The sequence below is a fragment of the Wolbachia endosymbiont (group B) of Schoenobius gigantella genome, from assembly GCF_964031005.1.
Taxonomy (GTDB): domain Bacteria; phylum Pseudomonadota; class Alphaproteobacteria; order Rickettsiales; family Anaplasmataceae; genus Wolbachia; species Wolbachia pipientis.
Window position 1 is genome coordinate 1,494,734 of the sequence record NZ_OZ035002.1, and the last position, 15,405, is coordinate 1,510,138.

Below are 15,405 nucleotides of genomic sequence, written 5' to 3' on the forward strand. Positions count from 1 at the left end.
GCTAATGAATATGTGCGTCCACACAGACTTAAAGCACATATTCATTAGCTTAAGCAGAAATTGCTGTGGTAGCTGTTTGATATAAAATTCTATTTCTATGACAAACGGGTTTTTATTGCCCATATAATTTGCAAAATTACACAAATAAAAAAATTTTTAAAAAACATAGTTGATACCAACTAATTTTTTCAACAGCTTCATCGAAAGTATTAACTGAAAGATTCGTTAATAGCATCCATTCTAGCGGTTTTTTTTAAGGGAAGGGGAGTTTTCTCAACAACATAAACTGCATAAAGTGGTAATTTAGGTAGTTCTTCCGTCTTATGCCTAATATTATTCTTAGATGGATTCATCATAAACTTTCCAAATCTAACTTCCAAACGTGCTGTTCTTTTTGGCTTATTATCTTTTACAGGAACTTCAACTTCTACCGTACCTGCACAATGAGAGGATTTAATAAATGCCCATAACTTCTGCTCACCTTTTTCAGGATATCGAGATTTTCTATTTACTGCTCTATCTCTGCATGCTCTAACTAGCACTGCCGAATTAAGATTATGTGCAAGCTCAAAAAAGTCATATATATCTGCTTCTCTATCGCATACAGTTATAGTCTCAGTTTGAGTTGGATCAATAATATTATTTGTTTTTCTTAAAGTTTCCAACCACTTTACGCTTTCTTTATCTTCAATGCGATCGCTCTTTTTTTTAAGGTTCTCAGTTTCTTCAGGTCTTGAATAAACTTTTTGATCTAGTATCCCTAGTACCAAACCTTCTATACTAACGGCAAGAGCTGTATGCATTATAATACCTTTTGCAGTATCATAACTGGACAAATTTGCTAATCCGCTTGTTTTTTTATGGTTATTATATACAATGTAACTGGTATCTTGAATGACAAGAACCCTCTTGTGAGCTTTTGTTCTCTCAACCGTCTTATTAATATGTGTAGCTAAAATATCACTTTCTTTTACATTCTCATTTTGAAAAAAACGTTATGCTGTTTTTGCTTCTGACCAACTTTCACATGCTTGATTAATCTAACTTTCAGGTAATTTTGTCAAACATATCAGCAATCTTTACTAATCGCTCAGTTAACCTTTTATCTCCAAATTCATTTTTAGCCCATTCACTACTTTTACTTGCCATTTTACACCCTCAATATTTGCAAACTTTAATATTGTAATATTTTACTTTTTAGTCCATTTATATTTGTGGGTAATAGTAAGGAATGACACCGTCTTGGATGGAAACCAGTGTCAGCTACTTTCATGACACCATCACAAGGTGAAACTGGATCCCAGTGGGCTTTGTTGCATCGCTCAAGCGAAAAGAACTGGCAGTTACTGACAAAATTCATTATAAATAGCCATTTAACTGTTGAAGAAAAAATATGCCACAAAAAATGAGAGTCAGTAACTGCCATGAATATAACAAATTTCTCCAAGAAAGAGGAAGCATTTTTTGTTATATCAATGACGCCATAGAAAATTGGTACGAGAATTGTCCAAAAATGCAGGGCGGCAACTATATTTATAGTGATAAAGTTGTGATTTTGGTGCATATAATCGTCAGTTTCTTTAGAATTGGTTTAAGACAAACAGTCGGGTTTATAAAAGGGTATTTGCAACAAATAGGAAGAGATTTGCAGCTATTCACAAGCATCAAAAGAAACTTAATATTAAGATAAATGATTGCAGAAAATAATATAGAAGATATCGAAATTGCTATAGACAGTACAGGAATTAGTATATACAACAACACACAGCAAGGAAAATAGCACTGACAGAAAATATCGTGGCTATGAGCAAACGAGAAAATTGCACGTAATGTTGAATATAAACAACAAAAAAGCCATAGCTGTAAAATACAGTAACGGCTGATCACTATGGAGCTTGTGATTTGCTAAAAGAAGTCGATTTTCAGTATGTCATAAAAGTACTATATGCAGATAGGGCATATGACAGAGAAAAGCTCTATAAGCTGTGTAATCAATATGGTATAAAAACGAAAATTCCTCCGAAAAACAACGCAGCAGAGCATCCAAAGTTAGACTATATGGCTGAGAGAAATTCTGCAGTCAAGCTCATAAAGTCATATGATGAAGATGGTATAAAGAAGTGGAAAAAAGAGATGAGTTATGGAAAAAGATCTTATATAGAAAGTTTTTTCTCGCAACTGAAACAAACATTCGGGTTTAGTTTTAGGAATAAATCTGAGACAAATAGAGAGAAGGAACTACTTGTTAAATGCTATTTGCTCAATAAGTTCACTGATATTGGTATGGCTAAATTTGAGATAGCTTCATAAATTTATTGTGCGTTACCTACTATCCGAAGAGCGATGCAACAAAGCCATCCCAGTGTCAGCTACTTGGATGACAGAGGGGGGTGGGATGACAGAAGATGATGGAGTGACAGGGAGTAATACAAAAAGTTTCGTCATCCCCATTGAATCGGCTTTAAAATCGATGTTCAAAGTTGAAATTTCCCTAGAAGATGCGGGGAAAATCAGAAAAGGTCAGGAAGTTGTATTAAATAACTTGCGTAATTTAAAGAATCATGATATTTGTTGTACGGTGGTGGGTAGTGTACCTATTGCAATCTGCAGTTTTATTTATGGTTGTGTGAAACCTATTCGTGTTTTTAATATTTAAAATGAGGTTTAGATGTCGATAACATCCGAAAAGAAAAAGAGTTTGATAAATATATATGCAATTAAAGAAGATGATACAGGCTCATCTTTTGTACAATGTGCAATTTTGACCGAGAGGATCAGTAACTTAACTGAGCATTTTAAAGTGCACAAGCATGACCATCACTCTAAGCGTGGTTTACTTATATTGATAGGTAGAAGACGCAAGCACTTAAATTATATAAAGCGTAAATTTGGTAATGAAGCCTATCAGGAATTAATAGAGAAGTTAGGCATTAGAAAATAATCGAGGAATTTAATATGTTTAAAATTATAAAAAAATCTATAGAGTGGGGTGGTCGTGCCTTATCTTTAGAAACAGGAAAAATAGCACGCCAAGCTCATGGTTCAGTAGTTGTAAATTACGGTGATACTTATGTTTTAGTAACTGTTGTACGTAAAAAGAAGGAAGAAAGCGTTGATTTCCTACCTTTAAATGTGCAGTTTATCGCAAAAAGCTATGCCATGGGTAAGATCCCTGGCGGGTTTTTTAAAAGAGAAGGCAAGCCATCTGATAGAGAAACTTTAATCTCAAGAGTAATAGATAGAAGTATAAGACCACTATTCCCAGAAGGATTTCATGATGAAATTAGTGTGGTGTGCAATCTATTAACTTATGATACAGTCAATCCTCCTGAAGTGCCAGCATTGATTGGTGCTGTTGCAGCTCTTGCAATTTCTGGTGTTCCCTTTCACTTTACTATAGCTGGAGTGATGGTTGGTTGTGATGAAAATAATAACTATATACTCAACCCTTCTGTTCAAGAGATGAAAGCAAGCAGCTTGGATCTGTTTTTGTCTGGTGATGAAAATTCAATTTTAATGGTTGAATCAGAAGTGAAAGAGCTCTCTGAAGAAAATGTTTTTAATGCAATAAAATTTGGCCATGAACACCTTAAGCCTGTCATTAAGCTCATAAAAGAGTTTGCTGATACAATTGGCAATAAACCTGAGAGCTTTGCCCCTATTGATGCATCAGATATAACACAAGAGCTCGAAAAATACGGTAAAGATTTTGAAAAAGCATATTCGCAAACAGTAAAACAAGAGCGAGTTCAAGCTCTAGAAGCGATCAGAGAGAATATATTGAATACTCTTAAAGAAACCGGAAAAGACGAAAAGTTAATTACGTATGCAGTAAAAAACTTTGAAAGATCTTTAGTACGTGAAATAATTAGGAAGAAAAGTGTAAGGATAGACGGTCGTAAGCATGATGAGATACGTCAGATAGAAGTTGAAGTTGATATTCTGTCCAAAACTCACGGTTCTGCACTATTTACAAGAGGCAATACTCAGGCACTGGTTGTTACTGCTCTTGGCACCACTCAAGATGAGCAAATTGTGGATGATATTGAAGGGGATAGACGTGAGCATTTCATGTTGCATTATAACTTTCCCTCATTTGCTGTTGGAGAAACTTCTGCTGCGCGTGCACCAGGAAGAAGAGAAATCGGTCATGGCAAACTTGCTTGGAAAGCAATTCATCCTGTTTTACCCGATAAGTCTGAATTTCCTTATACAATAAGAGTAGTGTCCGAAATTTTGGAGTCTGATGGTTCTTCTTCTATGGCAACAGTTTGTGGGACTTCTCTTGCTTTAATGGATACGGGTGTGCCAATAAAGGCCCCTGTTGCTGGAATTGCTATGGGTCTCATCAAAGATAAAGACGAGTATGTAATACTTTCCGATATACTTGGTGATGAAGATTATCTTGGTGATATGGACTTTAAAGTAGCAGGAACTAGTGAAGGGGTTACGGCGCTACAAATGGACATGAAAATTTCTGGTATAAGCTTTGAAATTGTTGAAAAATCTTTAGAACAGGCAAAAGCTGGAAGATTACATATTTTAGAAAAAATGAATGCAGTGATTTCAGAACACAGTGATGATGTCAAAGACCATGCACCAAGGATGTTATCATTTTACATAGATAAAGACAAAATTTCTGCTGCTATAGGTTCTAAGGGGAAAAATATACGCAGTGTGTGTGAAAGAAGTAATGCAAAAATTGAAATAGGAGATGATGGTAAAGTTTCTGTTTTTGCTACGAGTGGCACTGAAGCTGAAATTGCAAAGAGTATGATGATTGATTCAATAACAGAACTAGAACAAGGTTCTATAGTTGATGTCAAGGTTGTAAGAATAGAGAAGTCTATTGTAGAGCTTGAATTTCTTAATGGCAGAAAAGGAAAAATGCACATAAGTGAAGTAGCTAATGAACATATAGATTCTATAGAGAGCGTACTTAAACAAGATGATACTTTCAAAGCACTAGTAATTGACTTCGAAAAAGGTGGGTGTCCAAAGTTGTCAAGACGTCGGGTTGATCAAGAGACGGGAGAGTTTTTTGAAGGTGAGCTTTACAACGAGGAAAGGAAAGATGGTCCAAATGACAGGGATAATTATTACAATAATTCATTTAGTAGAAAACCTGGAGGAAGTCACCATAAGAGGCCTCCTCGTCCTCGTTCTGGTTTCAGCAACAGAAATAGGCCGAAATTTGGTAATAATGATTCATCATCAGGTTTTTATTAAGAGGTTGTCCGGAAACAAGTAAAAGGCTATAATATCTGAAATTTTAGTACGGGGTAAAGATGAGAAAAAAGTATCCAACAGATCTAAGCGAAAGGGAATGGGCAAGAATAGAAAAACACTTCAGAGTATCATACAAGAAAGGAGGAAGGCTGCCAAAGTATAGCAAAAAAGAAATATTAGAAGCAATTTTCTATGTATTGCGTACAGGGTGTCAATGGCGGTATTTACCAAATGATTTTCCGCTATGGAAGACTGTGTATGAGCAGTTCAGGCAATGGAAGAAGCAGGGAATTTTTGAGAAAATGAATTATGAAATTACAAAATATAGTAGAAGAAAAATAGGAAGGAATGAGCAGCCGAGTGCCTGTATAGTAGATAGTCAATCTGTAAAGACTACAGAAAAGGGGGGATCAAAGGCTATGATGGAAGTAAAAAAGTAAAGGGTAGAAAAAGGCATATAATTACAGACACTCAGGGTTTTATACTAGGTTGTTACGTAGGCGCTGCTAACGAAAATGATAGAGATGGTATTAAAATAGCATTAAACAATATGAGAACAAAATATACTAAAGTTAAAAAAATGTGGGCTGACATGGGATACCAAGGAAGAAATTTAAAGAATCACATAAAGGAAGAATATGACATAGATATTGAAATTGTTAAAAGGCCTCCATGTAGATTTTGGGTGCACAAAGATACGCCACCTGAGCTACTACCAACAAGAGAACAAGGGTTTAAAGTACAGCCAAGAAGATGGGTTGTAGAAAGGACTTTTGCTTGGGTTAATAGGAATAGAAGGCTATCGAAGGAGTATGATTTACTCACAACATCCACTGAGAATTTCATATACCTAGCTATGAGTAGGGTTATGTTAAAGAGGGAATATGCTTGAATTTACTAGTTTCCGGACAACCTCTTATAGCTCTTTCCATAAAAGTCCGGATGTGATAGGATAAGGGTAGATGATGATAAGGAGGTTGAATGCCAGCAGCATATAGTTATGATTTAAGAAAAAAAGCAATGGAAGCGCTAGACGAAGGAGAAAGCAGAGAAACAGTGGCAGCAAGATTTAAGATTGGACGAACTACTTTATGGGAGTGGCAGCAAAGAAGAAAAGAAACAGGAGACTTTCAATCAAAAAAACTTGGAAATGGGGGTTACAATCACAAAATTACCGACTGGGATACCTTTGCCAAATTTGCCAGAGAACACGGAGGAAAGACTCTATCGGAAATGGCTAAACTTTGGAACAACGTTAGTATCCAAACGATCTATCGAGCCCTTAAAAAAATTGGATTTACGCGCAAAAAAAGACATATGGATACAAGGAAAGAAACGAAGAAAAACGTGCTGAATTTTTGAAAATTATAGCGACAAAAGAACCTAAAAACTTAGTGTATATAGATGAGTCTGGCATTGATAACACCGAACTACGGATATTGCCAGAAAGGACAGCGGTTTTATGCCTTAAAATCTGGAAAGAAAACTCAACGAATCAGTATGGTTGCAGCCTTAAGTGGAAGAAAGATAGTTGTTCCGTTAACCTTTGAAGGCCACTGTAATATGGATGTTTTTAATGGATGGTTTGAGCAATTTTTGACACCGATCTTGGAACCTGGACAGACTGTCATTCTTGACAATGCTACTTTTCATAAGTCTGATAAGATTATCGAGCTTGCTAAAGGGGTTGGTGCAGAAATTTTGTATCTGCCGCCTTATTCTCCAGATTTCAACAAAATTGAGCATCATTGATTTGCTATAAAAAACAGAGCCAGGAAAAACATTCCTCTATTCGAATCCTTTCGTCGTGCTGTTGATTCTGCCTTCCTATGACCTGTTCGGACTATTATGAGAAATGCTATACTACATAAGGCCTAATTTCCGGAAGATCAACTTTTTGGTGAACATAAGGTTTTTCACATATTACAAGCTCTCCTCCGCATTCGCAAATATTAGGCAACTCTATTTTTACTACTTTATCCGCTTCCATTGTAGCATGAAAATTTCCTTTATGCCCAACCTGATCGCCAACATTCCTTTCGCTTTTTGGCTTGTCCTTTTTTGTTTTGTACAATTCTTTAGAGCTCGGTAGAGATGAATTTTTCGAGTTTAAACCAAGCCTTTCCTTTAATTCAGCGTTCTCTATCTTTAAAGCTTTATTTTCTGCTTTTAAGTTTTCTATCTCTGCTTTCAGTTTTTCTATTTTTTGCTGTAAATTTTTGCAAAGTTCTAAAAGGTTTACCACATTACCTCACTTTTGCTCTATGATTATCTTTTTAGATCACTTTGTCTACCTTATTCTACCACTCCGCTGAACGGATACCTTGGGTTAGCTATAGCTAACACCACAATTGTACTAACATTGTGATTTGAGAACAACCTTCACCAGAAAGGGTGTCATTCCAGTGTTAAGCACTGGAATGACGAGAGGTAACGCAAGAAGTTTACTCTTAGAGGTTGTCCGGAAACTAGTAAATTCAAGCATATTCCCTCTTTAACATAACCCTACTCATAGCTAGGTATATGAAATTCTCAGTGGATGTTGTGAGTAAATCATACTCCTTCGATAGCCTTCTATTCCTATTAACCCAAGCAAAAGTCCTTTCTACAACCCATCTTCTTGGCTGTACTTTAAACCCTTGTTCTCTTGTTGGTAGTAGCTCAGGTGGCGTATCTTTGTGCACCCAAAATCTACATGGAGGCCTTTTAACAATTTCAATATCTATGTCATATTCTTCCTTTATGTGATTCTTTAAATTTCTTCCTTGGTATCCCATGTCAGCCCACATTTTTTTAACTTTAGTATATTTTGTTCTCATATTGTTTAATGCTATTTTAATACCATCTCTATCATTTTCGTTAGCAGCGCCTACGTAACAACCTAGTATAAAACCCTGAGTGTCTGTAATTATATGCCTTTTTCTACCCTTTACTTTTTTACTTCCATCATAGCCTTTGATCCCCCCTTTTCTGTAGTCTTTACAGATTGACTATCTACTATACAGGCACTCGGCTGCTCATTCCTTCCTATTTTTCTTCTACTATATTTTGTAATTTCATAATTCATTTTCTCAAAAATTCCCTGCTTCTTCCATTGCCTGAACTGCTCATACACAGTCTTCCATAGCGGAAAATCATTTGGTAAATACCGCCATTGACACCCTGTACGCAATACATAGAAAATTGCTTCTAATATTTCTCTTTTGCTATACTTTGGCGGCCTTCCTCCTTTCTTGTATGATACTCTGAAGTGTTTTTCTATTCTTGCCCATTCCCTTTCGCTTAGATCTGTTGGATACTTTTTTCTCATCTTTACCCCGTACTAAAATTTCAGATATTATAGCCTTTTACTTGTTTCCGGACAACCTCTAATATGGAAGATATCGAAATTGCTATAGACAGTACAGGAATTAGTATATACAACAACACTCCTGAAGGAAAATAGCACTGACAGAAAATATCGTGGCTATGAGCAAACGAGAAAATTGCACGTAATGTTGAATATAAACAACAAAAAAGCCATAGCTGTAAAATACAGTAACGGCTGATCACTATGGAGCTTGTGATTTGCTAAAAGAAGTTGATTTTCAGCATGCCATAAAAGCACTATATGCAGATAGAGCATGTGATAGGCACAAGTTTTATAAGTTGTGTAACGAATATGATATAAAGACAAAAATTCCACCAATAAACAATGCGGCAGAACATCCAGAAATAGATTATATGTCTGACAGGAATGCTGCTATTAGGTTAATAAAATTATACGGTGAAGATGGCATGAAAGAATGGAAAAAAGAAGTAAATTATGGGAAAAGATCTTATATTGAAGGGTTTTTCTCAAGATTAAAGCAAATATTCGGATTTAGTTTTAGGAATAAATCTGAGATAAATCGAGAAAAAGAACTAAATGCTATTTGCTTAATAAATTCACTGATATTGGTATGGCTAAATTTGAGATAGTTACATGAATTTACCATAAATCACCATCTCATAAAGTGTGATGCAACAAAGCCATCCCAGTGTCTGGGCACTGGGATGACACCCTTTTGGATGGAAACCAGTGTCAGGTACTCGGATGACACCATTTACAACCACTCTCCTACCCTTTCTAGCTGTTTATAGCTGTTAAATCTCAGGAATTTATCAAAATATGGAGAGGCAATAAAGGGTGTGGAATTACTTAAATAGTTAGATAAAAAACCAGGCAGATCATTTTTTAATTCTTGCATTTTGTATCTATAATTTTGTATAGAAATAACTTTTATTTTATCATAATCAAGTTTCCAATAAGCAAGTTCTGAGACTTCTCTTTTTGTTATATGTTCTACCGCTAAGGCTTGTAAAATTAATTGCGGAAAAAATCCCGACATTACTTCTTCATTGGAAGGTGGTGTACCAAGCTTATAGTCTATAATTGCCACTTGCCCACTTGGTAGATACTCAACTCTATCACATCTTGCTATCAGTGAAATTTCTTGTGGCTTATTTGTCATCCAAGCAGTTTCATACTGATCACAAGAACCAGTGTCACGCGCTGGAATATGAAATATCGGACAGGAAAAGTTCTTTTCCAACTCAACATAATTGCTTCGAGTTTCATCAAATTCGACAAAAGATTGAATTATCTTTTGTAGTCTTACCCACCACATATTTGAAAAATTAAACTGACTAGTCGAGAATGCTTCTCGTGCAATGCTCATTGGAGATTTTTTGTTGCGTAAATATCTTGCAAGAATGTTGTGTACCATAGTGCCAAATTCCAATATCGATGGCTTGAAATTCAAGTCTCTTAATTGTTTAAGACCCAGTATATATTCAACGTAAAATGAATAAGGATTACGAATTAGCTTTTCTATTGCACTGCAAGACATCACCTGCATTTTTTCTTTTCTAACTTCGGTTTGAGGTTTTGGCATAGGCTGAGTACATGGAACAGTACATTCAGGCGTATTTAATATCCTTAGCCAATCACGATACGGCTGCTTCCCCTCCTTGAGTAGAATTTCCAAACGCTGCAATAGAATTGGCTTTCTATGGCTTAGCGATCTTGTAATATAAACCTTACTTGCACAAAACAAATTGTGTAAAGTATAAAAAAAATACCCCTGCTCTTCTTGTGCAGAAGGAAGATTAAATTTTTCTCTCGTAAGTGCATTCAAAAGCGGACTTTGAAAGCTTGGCGCTTCATTAAATCCAGCAAGTATTACAACTTTGTTGTGATATAAGCTGAATTTATTCAAGTCACTTGCTACAAAGAAAAACTCTTTCTCTAAAAATAAGGTCAGAATTTGGCTATATAACTCTAAGGAGCATTTAATTCCTACACCCTCACATGCATTTGAGAAATTACAGGTAAAATTACCTATTTCACTATTTAGCTCTGAAAAATTTATACCAGATAATATATTAATACACTGCAAATGAGTTGCTACCACATCGAAAATAGAGCAATTTATAGAACGAAGTAAAGGATTAAATATAACCTCTAACTTACTGATAATAAGTAATATATCTTCTTTGTATTTTAGCTTTTTATGGGCATTGATAGCATTTATAATATCGCTCAGACCATTTGTACTAAAGTTGCGTAATATCTCTATTTCAAATTCAGATAAAATCCGAGTGTACTCTTCTTGAGTGTAACCAAAAGTCACTAGCCTATGTTTAAGGAGCGAAAGTAATGACACACTGCTCCAATTTGAGGTCAAAACTTCGATACTATAAAGCAGAAGCGTTATATAAGGGTAATTTTCCGGTATGGCACTGTGTTGCCTTGATAAACATGCTATACGAGCTGCAAGTAATTTATCAAAGACGACCAAAGAAATGTTTTCATAACCTTCATTTTCTATAATTAATGATGTCACTTGTGCTTCTTCCTCTCTGGAATCACAAGTGATGACTTCAATATTGCCAACATATCCACTACTAACTTTGCTTAGATCGGCAGTTGTATCAAAGACGTAATCTAGATATTCCTCAGGACTTCCTGTTATCCCAGCCCTTTCTTCTGTCATCCAAGTAGCTGACACTGGGATCCAGTTTTCATTATACAGCCACCTGGTGCGCTCATTTAAAGTTAAGTTTTCTGGATCCCAGTGTCTGGGCACTGGAGAACACGCTTCTGGCAGAAAACTCACATCCCTTCTATCCACTTTTAAATAATCGAGCAGATCTTTCAGGCAATATTGATAATGTTTTTTATCAAGCGATTTCCAGTCTTTCTCTTTAATTTTCAAATTCAAGTTAGGCAAAATTATTTTTCCAAATGGCAGATCATATATAGCCCTAATTAACGACTTATCCTTTCCAATTCCAACAAAGATTATATATTGGTCTTTTTGTAAAGAGATTATCATATTGTTTATGTAATCACTCTTATGTTTTAATATATCTACTACTTCTAAATCTTTTAAAGTTTTACTCCAAGTCTCAGTGAGTAAGCTTATGAAATTCTCTATTTTTTTTGAATGTTCATCAAATTGATAACAATCCGTTGTTTGGGTAGATTGAATTTTATCAAGCAGTGATGGCAGGCTATAAGCTAAATCAATTGGAAAATTATCATTATTTTTTCTATTCCACTCCAATATGAATTGAATGAGTAGCAGTGTCCTTTTTGTTGGCTTGATAACTTTAACCCTATCAAGATTTAATATTAAATCTTCCTCATCAATATTCTCTAGCGAAACTATCTCTGGCAAAATTATGCATTTTTTAGCGTTATGATTCTTGAATGCACTCAGCAGCGCTATCACATCCCTCTTGCAAGGAAGTATGATTTTTACTTCAGGAATTTTTTCTCTTTCATATTCAGAAAATATGTGCTGAACCAGCACATCAAAAAGAGATTCATCCACATTAACGGTAAAAACTCTTCCCACTAACAGTAACAATTAATACAATATTTTATTGTATAGAAATTATTCAAAATATAAACGTGCTTGTATGCTATTATATATTAAAATTTTTTATAACATTACATGGCAAACATTAGAATAGAAGTTTTAAATAAATGCGAGCAAATTGGCTGCAGATGGTTAGTCAACGTTTACTCGATTTACATACGCAAAGAATTACCATCCAAATTATATGAAGAAATTTGCGGGCTATTTTATAATAAAGTCATACAAGACTGCCGTTATTATTCCTACAATGAAAACCTTGAAGAAGTTCCGTATGATTTCATAGAACCACAAGCAAAGTGGGGCTTGGAAATAAGCTTCCTACCTGGCATGACCGATAATGTAGGCAACACAGTGAAACAAATTGTTAGAGAGTATTTAATAAGCAAAGGCTATATCGACCAGCCTGTCATCCCAGCCCCTTCTTTTGTCATCCCAGTGCTTGACACTGGGATCCAGAAAGAGAAAACGCAGATTCCAGCGTCACGCGCTGGAATGACACCAATTGAGATCAAAGCAAGAAGTTCAAAATTGATTCTAAGTCAAGGAGATTTACCAACCGAAGATGGTATAAAACAAGAGTTCAACCCCATCACTGAGTATTGCACACTTATCTGTAAAGAAAATAATAACTATAGCTGGAAATATTATGGTAAATATAAGTCATTAAATACCCACTCCGGTGTCATTCCAGCGCTTGACCAGGAAAAAAAAGAATGGATCCCAGTGTCAAGCACTGGGATGACAGAAAAAAAGGCTGGGATGACAAAAGAGAGCACTGGAGTGATATCAAGTAGTAATGGGGCTAAATCTGTTGATTTAAATGTAAGTGACCAAGAACTTGAGAAAATCAGCAGAGATGGAATCGATGGTAATGGCACTTTAGGGCTCTCGCTGGCAGCAATGAAAGCTATAAAGGATTACTTTAAAAAACTTGGTAGAAATCCATATGATATTGAACTTGAGTCTCTGGCACAGACTTGGTCTGAACATTGTAAACACAATATTTTTTGCTCCCCTATTGATGAAATAAAAGACGGTCTATATGCTCATTATATTAAGCGTGCAACGCGTGAGATAAATTCTGACATATGCGTGTCAGTTTTCTCCGACAACGCAGGAGGAATAATTTTTGATGACGATTACTTGATTGTAGATAAAGTTGAAACTCACAATAGCCCTTCAGCTCTTGATCCATTTGGTGGAGCAATGACCGGAGTGCTTGGAGTTAATCGCGATATAGTGGGTTTCGGGAAAGGCGCAGAGCCTATAATGAATACCTATTACTTTTGCTTTGCCAAAGAAGCAAAAGGCAAATTTTATAGGGATAAAGAGCGCACTGATGAGATCTTACCGCCAAAATATATAATGAAAGAAGTGATTCACGGTGTTAATGTTGCTGGTAATTGCTCTGGTATTCCAACACAACTTGGATCGGTATATTTCGACGATAGATTTTGTGGCAAGCCATTAGTTTTTGTCGGAAGCATTGGAATTATTCCACGCAATATAAATAATGCACCTTCACACATTAAAGGACCAAAAAATGGCGATAAGATTGTAATTATTGGCGGAAGAGTTGGAAGAGATGGAATTCACGGTGCAACGTTCTCTTCAGAGGCTTTATCGGGAAATAGCCCTTCAACAATTGTGCAAATTGGTGACCCTATAACACAAAAAAAATTATCCAATGCCGTCATAAAAGCAAGAGATCTTGATCTTTATAATGCAATAACGGATAACGGAGCAGGTGGGCTGTCGTCGTCTATTGGTGAAATGGGAAAAGACGGATTTGAAGTTGATTTGAGCAAGGTTCTCCTTAAAAACGATGGTATGGCTCAGTGGGAAATATGGATATCAGAATCACAAGAGAGAATGACCTTAGCAGTGCCAGAAGAAAATCTCCCTATGTTTAAGCAAATCATGAAAAAACATGATGTGGAGGTTTGTGTGATTGGAGAGTTTAATGAGAGTGGTAAAGCTGTTGTTAAATGTCCTGAAGGGACAGTAATAATGGACATCGAAACTGAATTTCTGCATGATGGTAATCCCAAAGTGCATTTACAGACGAAACCGTGGTCTAAGGGGCTTCCAGCGCTATGCGCTGGAATGACAACAAGTTCGCCTTCTTTAGCAATTGAACTAAAAGAAATGCTGAGCAGACCAAACATTTGCAGCAAAGAGTTCATAGTGGTGCAATATGACCATGAGGTTCAAGGGTCGTCAGTGCTGAAACCACTGCAGGGCAAGGGAAGAGTGTGCAGTGAAGCTATTGTTTCAAGGCCAATCCTTTCTTCAAATAAAGGTGTTGTAAAATCGCAAGGATTTGGCTCAAGTTATGGAGAAATTGACACCTACCACATGGCAGCATGTGCAATTGACACCGCGATACGCAACTATGTAGCCGCAGGAGGAAATATAAATCATCTAGCGTTGCTCGACAATTTTTGTTGGTGTGATGCTTATAATCCAGAAAGGTTGTGGCAACTAAAGAAAGCTGCAGAGGCTTGTTACGACTTCGCAACTGCATTTAAAACACCATTCATATCCGGAAAAGACAGTATGTTCAATGACTTCAAGGGATATGATGAAAATGGCGAGAAAGTGATAATCTCTGCACCACCTTCATTACTCATCTCAGCAATTGGAATTATAGAAAATATTGAAAATGCGGTATCGCTTGATGTAAAAATGCCAGGGGACTTGATATATGTGCTTGGAGAAACACTTGATGAACTTGGTAGATCTGAATATCAGTTATATAGTGGAATAGGTAATAACAACGTACCAAAAGTTGATGCAAAGAGCGCTAGGAAGTTGTATGAGCGTTACAACCAGGCAATAAAAGATGGCATAATTGCCTCTGCAATTGCACCAAACTTAGGCGGATTAGTTATTGCTCTGGCAAAATCGCTAATTGCAGGAGACCTTGGTGCTGAAATCGATCTTTCACTAGTGCCAATAGGAAAAATACAAAATACAGACATAATAAACAAGATAATAATGTTTTCTGAATCGCAAAGTAGAATTTTGGTTACTATTGCACCACAAAATCAGAAGAGGTTTGAAGAATTGTTTGAAGGTGCAGTTTATTCATGTATTGGCAAAGTAACAGAGAAAAAGGTGCTAAACATAAAGGATGTTTTAAAAGTAGATCTGAAAGATGTGGCATGCTAATATAAAATATTTTTCTTATTATGCTAAATAACTCTTTTACTATATGTAATGTTTATTTAGAATGAATGTATGTTATTAATTTTGGGTAGGTAAT

8 protein-coding genes and 5 pseudogenes are annotated in these 15,405 nt (G+C 35.9%); 8 read left to right on the forward strand and 5 right to left on the reverse strand.

Annotation, left to right across the window (positions count from 1 at the left end; translation table 11 throughout):
- Positions 1–166: 166 nt before the first annotated feature.
- Positions 167–1,149: pseudogene (locus ACQH2O_RS07035) on the reverse strand (IS4 family transposase); the annotation flags it as partial.
- Between the two features lie 25 nt (positions 1,150–1,174).
- Positions 1,175–1,564: a hypothetical protein gene (locus ACQH2O_RS07040; protein ID WP_179943772.1), complete on the reverse strand. Its 390-nt coding sequence runs from the start codon at positions 1,562–1,564 to the stop codon at positions 1,175–1,177.
- On the opposite strand from ACQH2O_RS07040, the pseudogene ACQH2O_RS07045 reads away from it, so the two are divergent.
- The 6 genes and pseudogenes from ACQH2O_RS07045 (at position 1,460) to ACQH2O_RS07070 (ending at position 7,062) form a co-directional block, all read left to right on the forward strand.
- A pseudogene (locus ACQH2O_RS07045) lies at positions 1,460–2,310 on the forward strand (IS5 family transposase). The gene ACQH2O_RS07040 and the pseudogene ACQH2O_RS07045 sit on opposite strands and share 105 nt — an antisense overlap.
- A gap of 7 nt (positions 2,311–2,317) precedes the next feature.
- A complete protein-coding gene (locus tag ACQH2O_RS07050) occupies positions 2,318–2,656 on the forward strand; it encodes a hypothetical protein (RefSeq protein ID WP_231115842.1) in 339 nt (112 codons plus the stop codon).
- 12 nt (positions 2,657–2,668) lie between these two features.
- Positions 2,669–2,941, forward strand: a complete 273-nt coding sequence (gene rpsO / locus ACQH2O_RS07055; RefSeq protein ID WP_006279944.1) for a 30S ribosomal protein S15 — start codon at positions 2,669–2,671, stop codon at positions 2,939–2,941.
- Between the two features lie 14 nt (positions 2,942–2,955).
- Positions 2,956–5,229: a polyribonucleotide nucleotidyltransferase gene (gene pnp / locus ACQH2O_RS07060; protein ID WP_425385175.1), complete on the forward strand. Its 2,274-nt coding sequence runs from the start codon at positions 2,956–2,958 to the stop codon at positions 5,227–5,229.
- 59 nt (positions 5,230–5,288) lie between these two features.
- Positions 5,289–6,121, forward strand: a protein-coding gene (locus tag ACQH2O_RS07065; RefSeq protein ID WP_264374449.1) for an IS5-like element ISWpi1 family transposase whose coding sequence is annotated in 2 segments (ribosomal slippage) — positions 5,289–5,658 and positions 5,658–6,121 — 834 coding nt in all. Because the reading frame shifts where the segments join, the coding sequence is not laid out codon by codon here.
- An 89-nt stretch (positions 6,122–6,210) separates the two neighbouring features.
- Positions 6,211–7,062, forward strand: a pseudogene (locus ACQH2O_RS07070) (IS630 family transposase).
- A gap of 28 nt (positions 7,063–7,090) precedes the next feature.
- Here ACQH2O_RS07070 and ACQH2O_RS07075 read toward each other — a convergent pair.
- A pseudogene (locus ACQH2O_RS07075) lies at positions 7,091–7,474 on the reverse strand (IS66 family transposase); the annotation flags it as partial.
- Between the two features lie 232 nt (positions 7,475–7,706).
- A protein-coding gene (locus ACQH2O_RS07080) for an IS5-like element ISWpi1 family transposase (protein ID WP_094189578.1) occupies positions 7,707–8,539 on the reverse strand; the annotation gives its coding sequence in 2 pieces (ribosomal slippage) (positions 7,707–8,170 and positions 8,170–8,539; 834 coding nt in all).
- A gap of 57 nt (positions 8,540–8,596) precedes the next feature.
- Between ACQH2O_RS07080 and ACQH2O_RS07085 the strand changes: the two are divergent.
- A pseudogene (locus ACQH2O_RS07085) lies at positions 8,597–9,197 on the forward strand (transposase); the annotation flags it as partial.
- A gap of 117 nt (positions 9,198–9,314) precedes the next feature.
- On the opposite strand, the gene ACQH2O_RS07090 reads toward ACQH2O_RS07085, so the two are convergent.
- Complete coding sequence (locus ACQH2O_RS07090; RefSeq protein WP_425385395.1) at positions 9,315–12,113, reverse strand: WPE palindromic element domain-containing protein; 2,799 nt, start codon at positions 12,111–12,113, stop codon at positions 9,315–9,317.
- Between the two features lie 99 nt (positions 12,114–12,212).
- Between ACQH2O_RS07090 and ACQH2O_RS07095 the strand changes: the two genes are divergently transcribed.
- The gene (locus ACQH2O_RS07095; RefSeq protein WP_425385176.1) at positions 12,213–15,311 is read left to right on the forward strand and encodes a phosphoribosylformylglycinamidine synthase subunit PurL; all 3,099 of its coding nucleotides are present in this window, start codon (positions 12,213–12,215) and stop codon (positions 15,309–15,311) included.
- The last annotated feature ends 94 nt before the right edge of the window (positions 15,312–15,405 follow it).

Coding starts and splice junctions, on each gene's coding strand:
- ACQH2O_RS07095 (WP_425385176.1), top strand. CDS start 12,213: ATGGCAAACATTAGAATAGAAGTTTTAAATAAATGCGAGCAAATTGGC.
- pnp (WP_425385175.1), top strand. CDS start 2,956: ATGTTTAAAATTATAAAAAAATCTATAGAGTGGGGTGGTCGTGCCTTA.
- ACQH2O_RS07040 (WP_179943772.1), bottom strand. CDS start 1,564: ATGCACCAAAATCACAACTTTATCACTATAAATATAGTTGCCGCCCTG.
- rpsO (WP_006279944.1), top strand. CDS start 2,669: ATGTCGATAACATCCGAAAAGAAAAAGAGTTTGATAAATATATATGCA.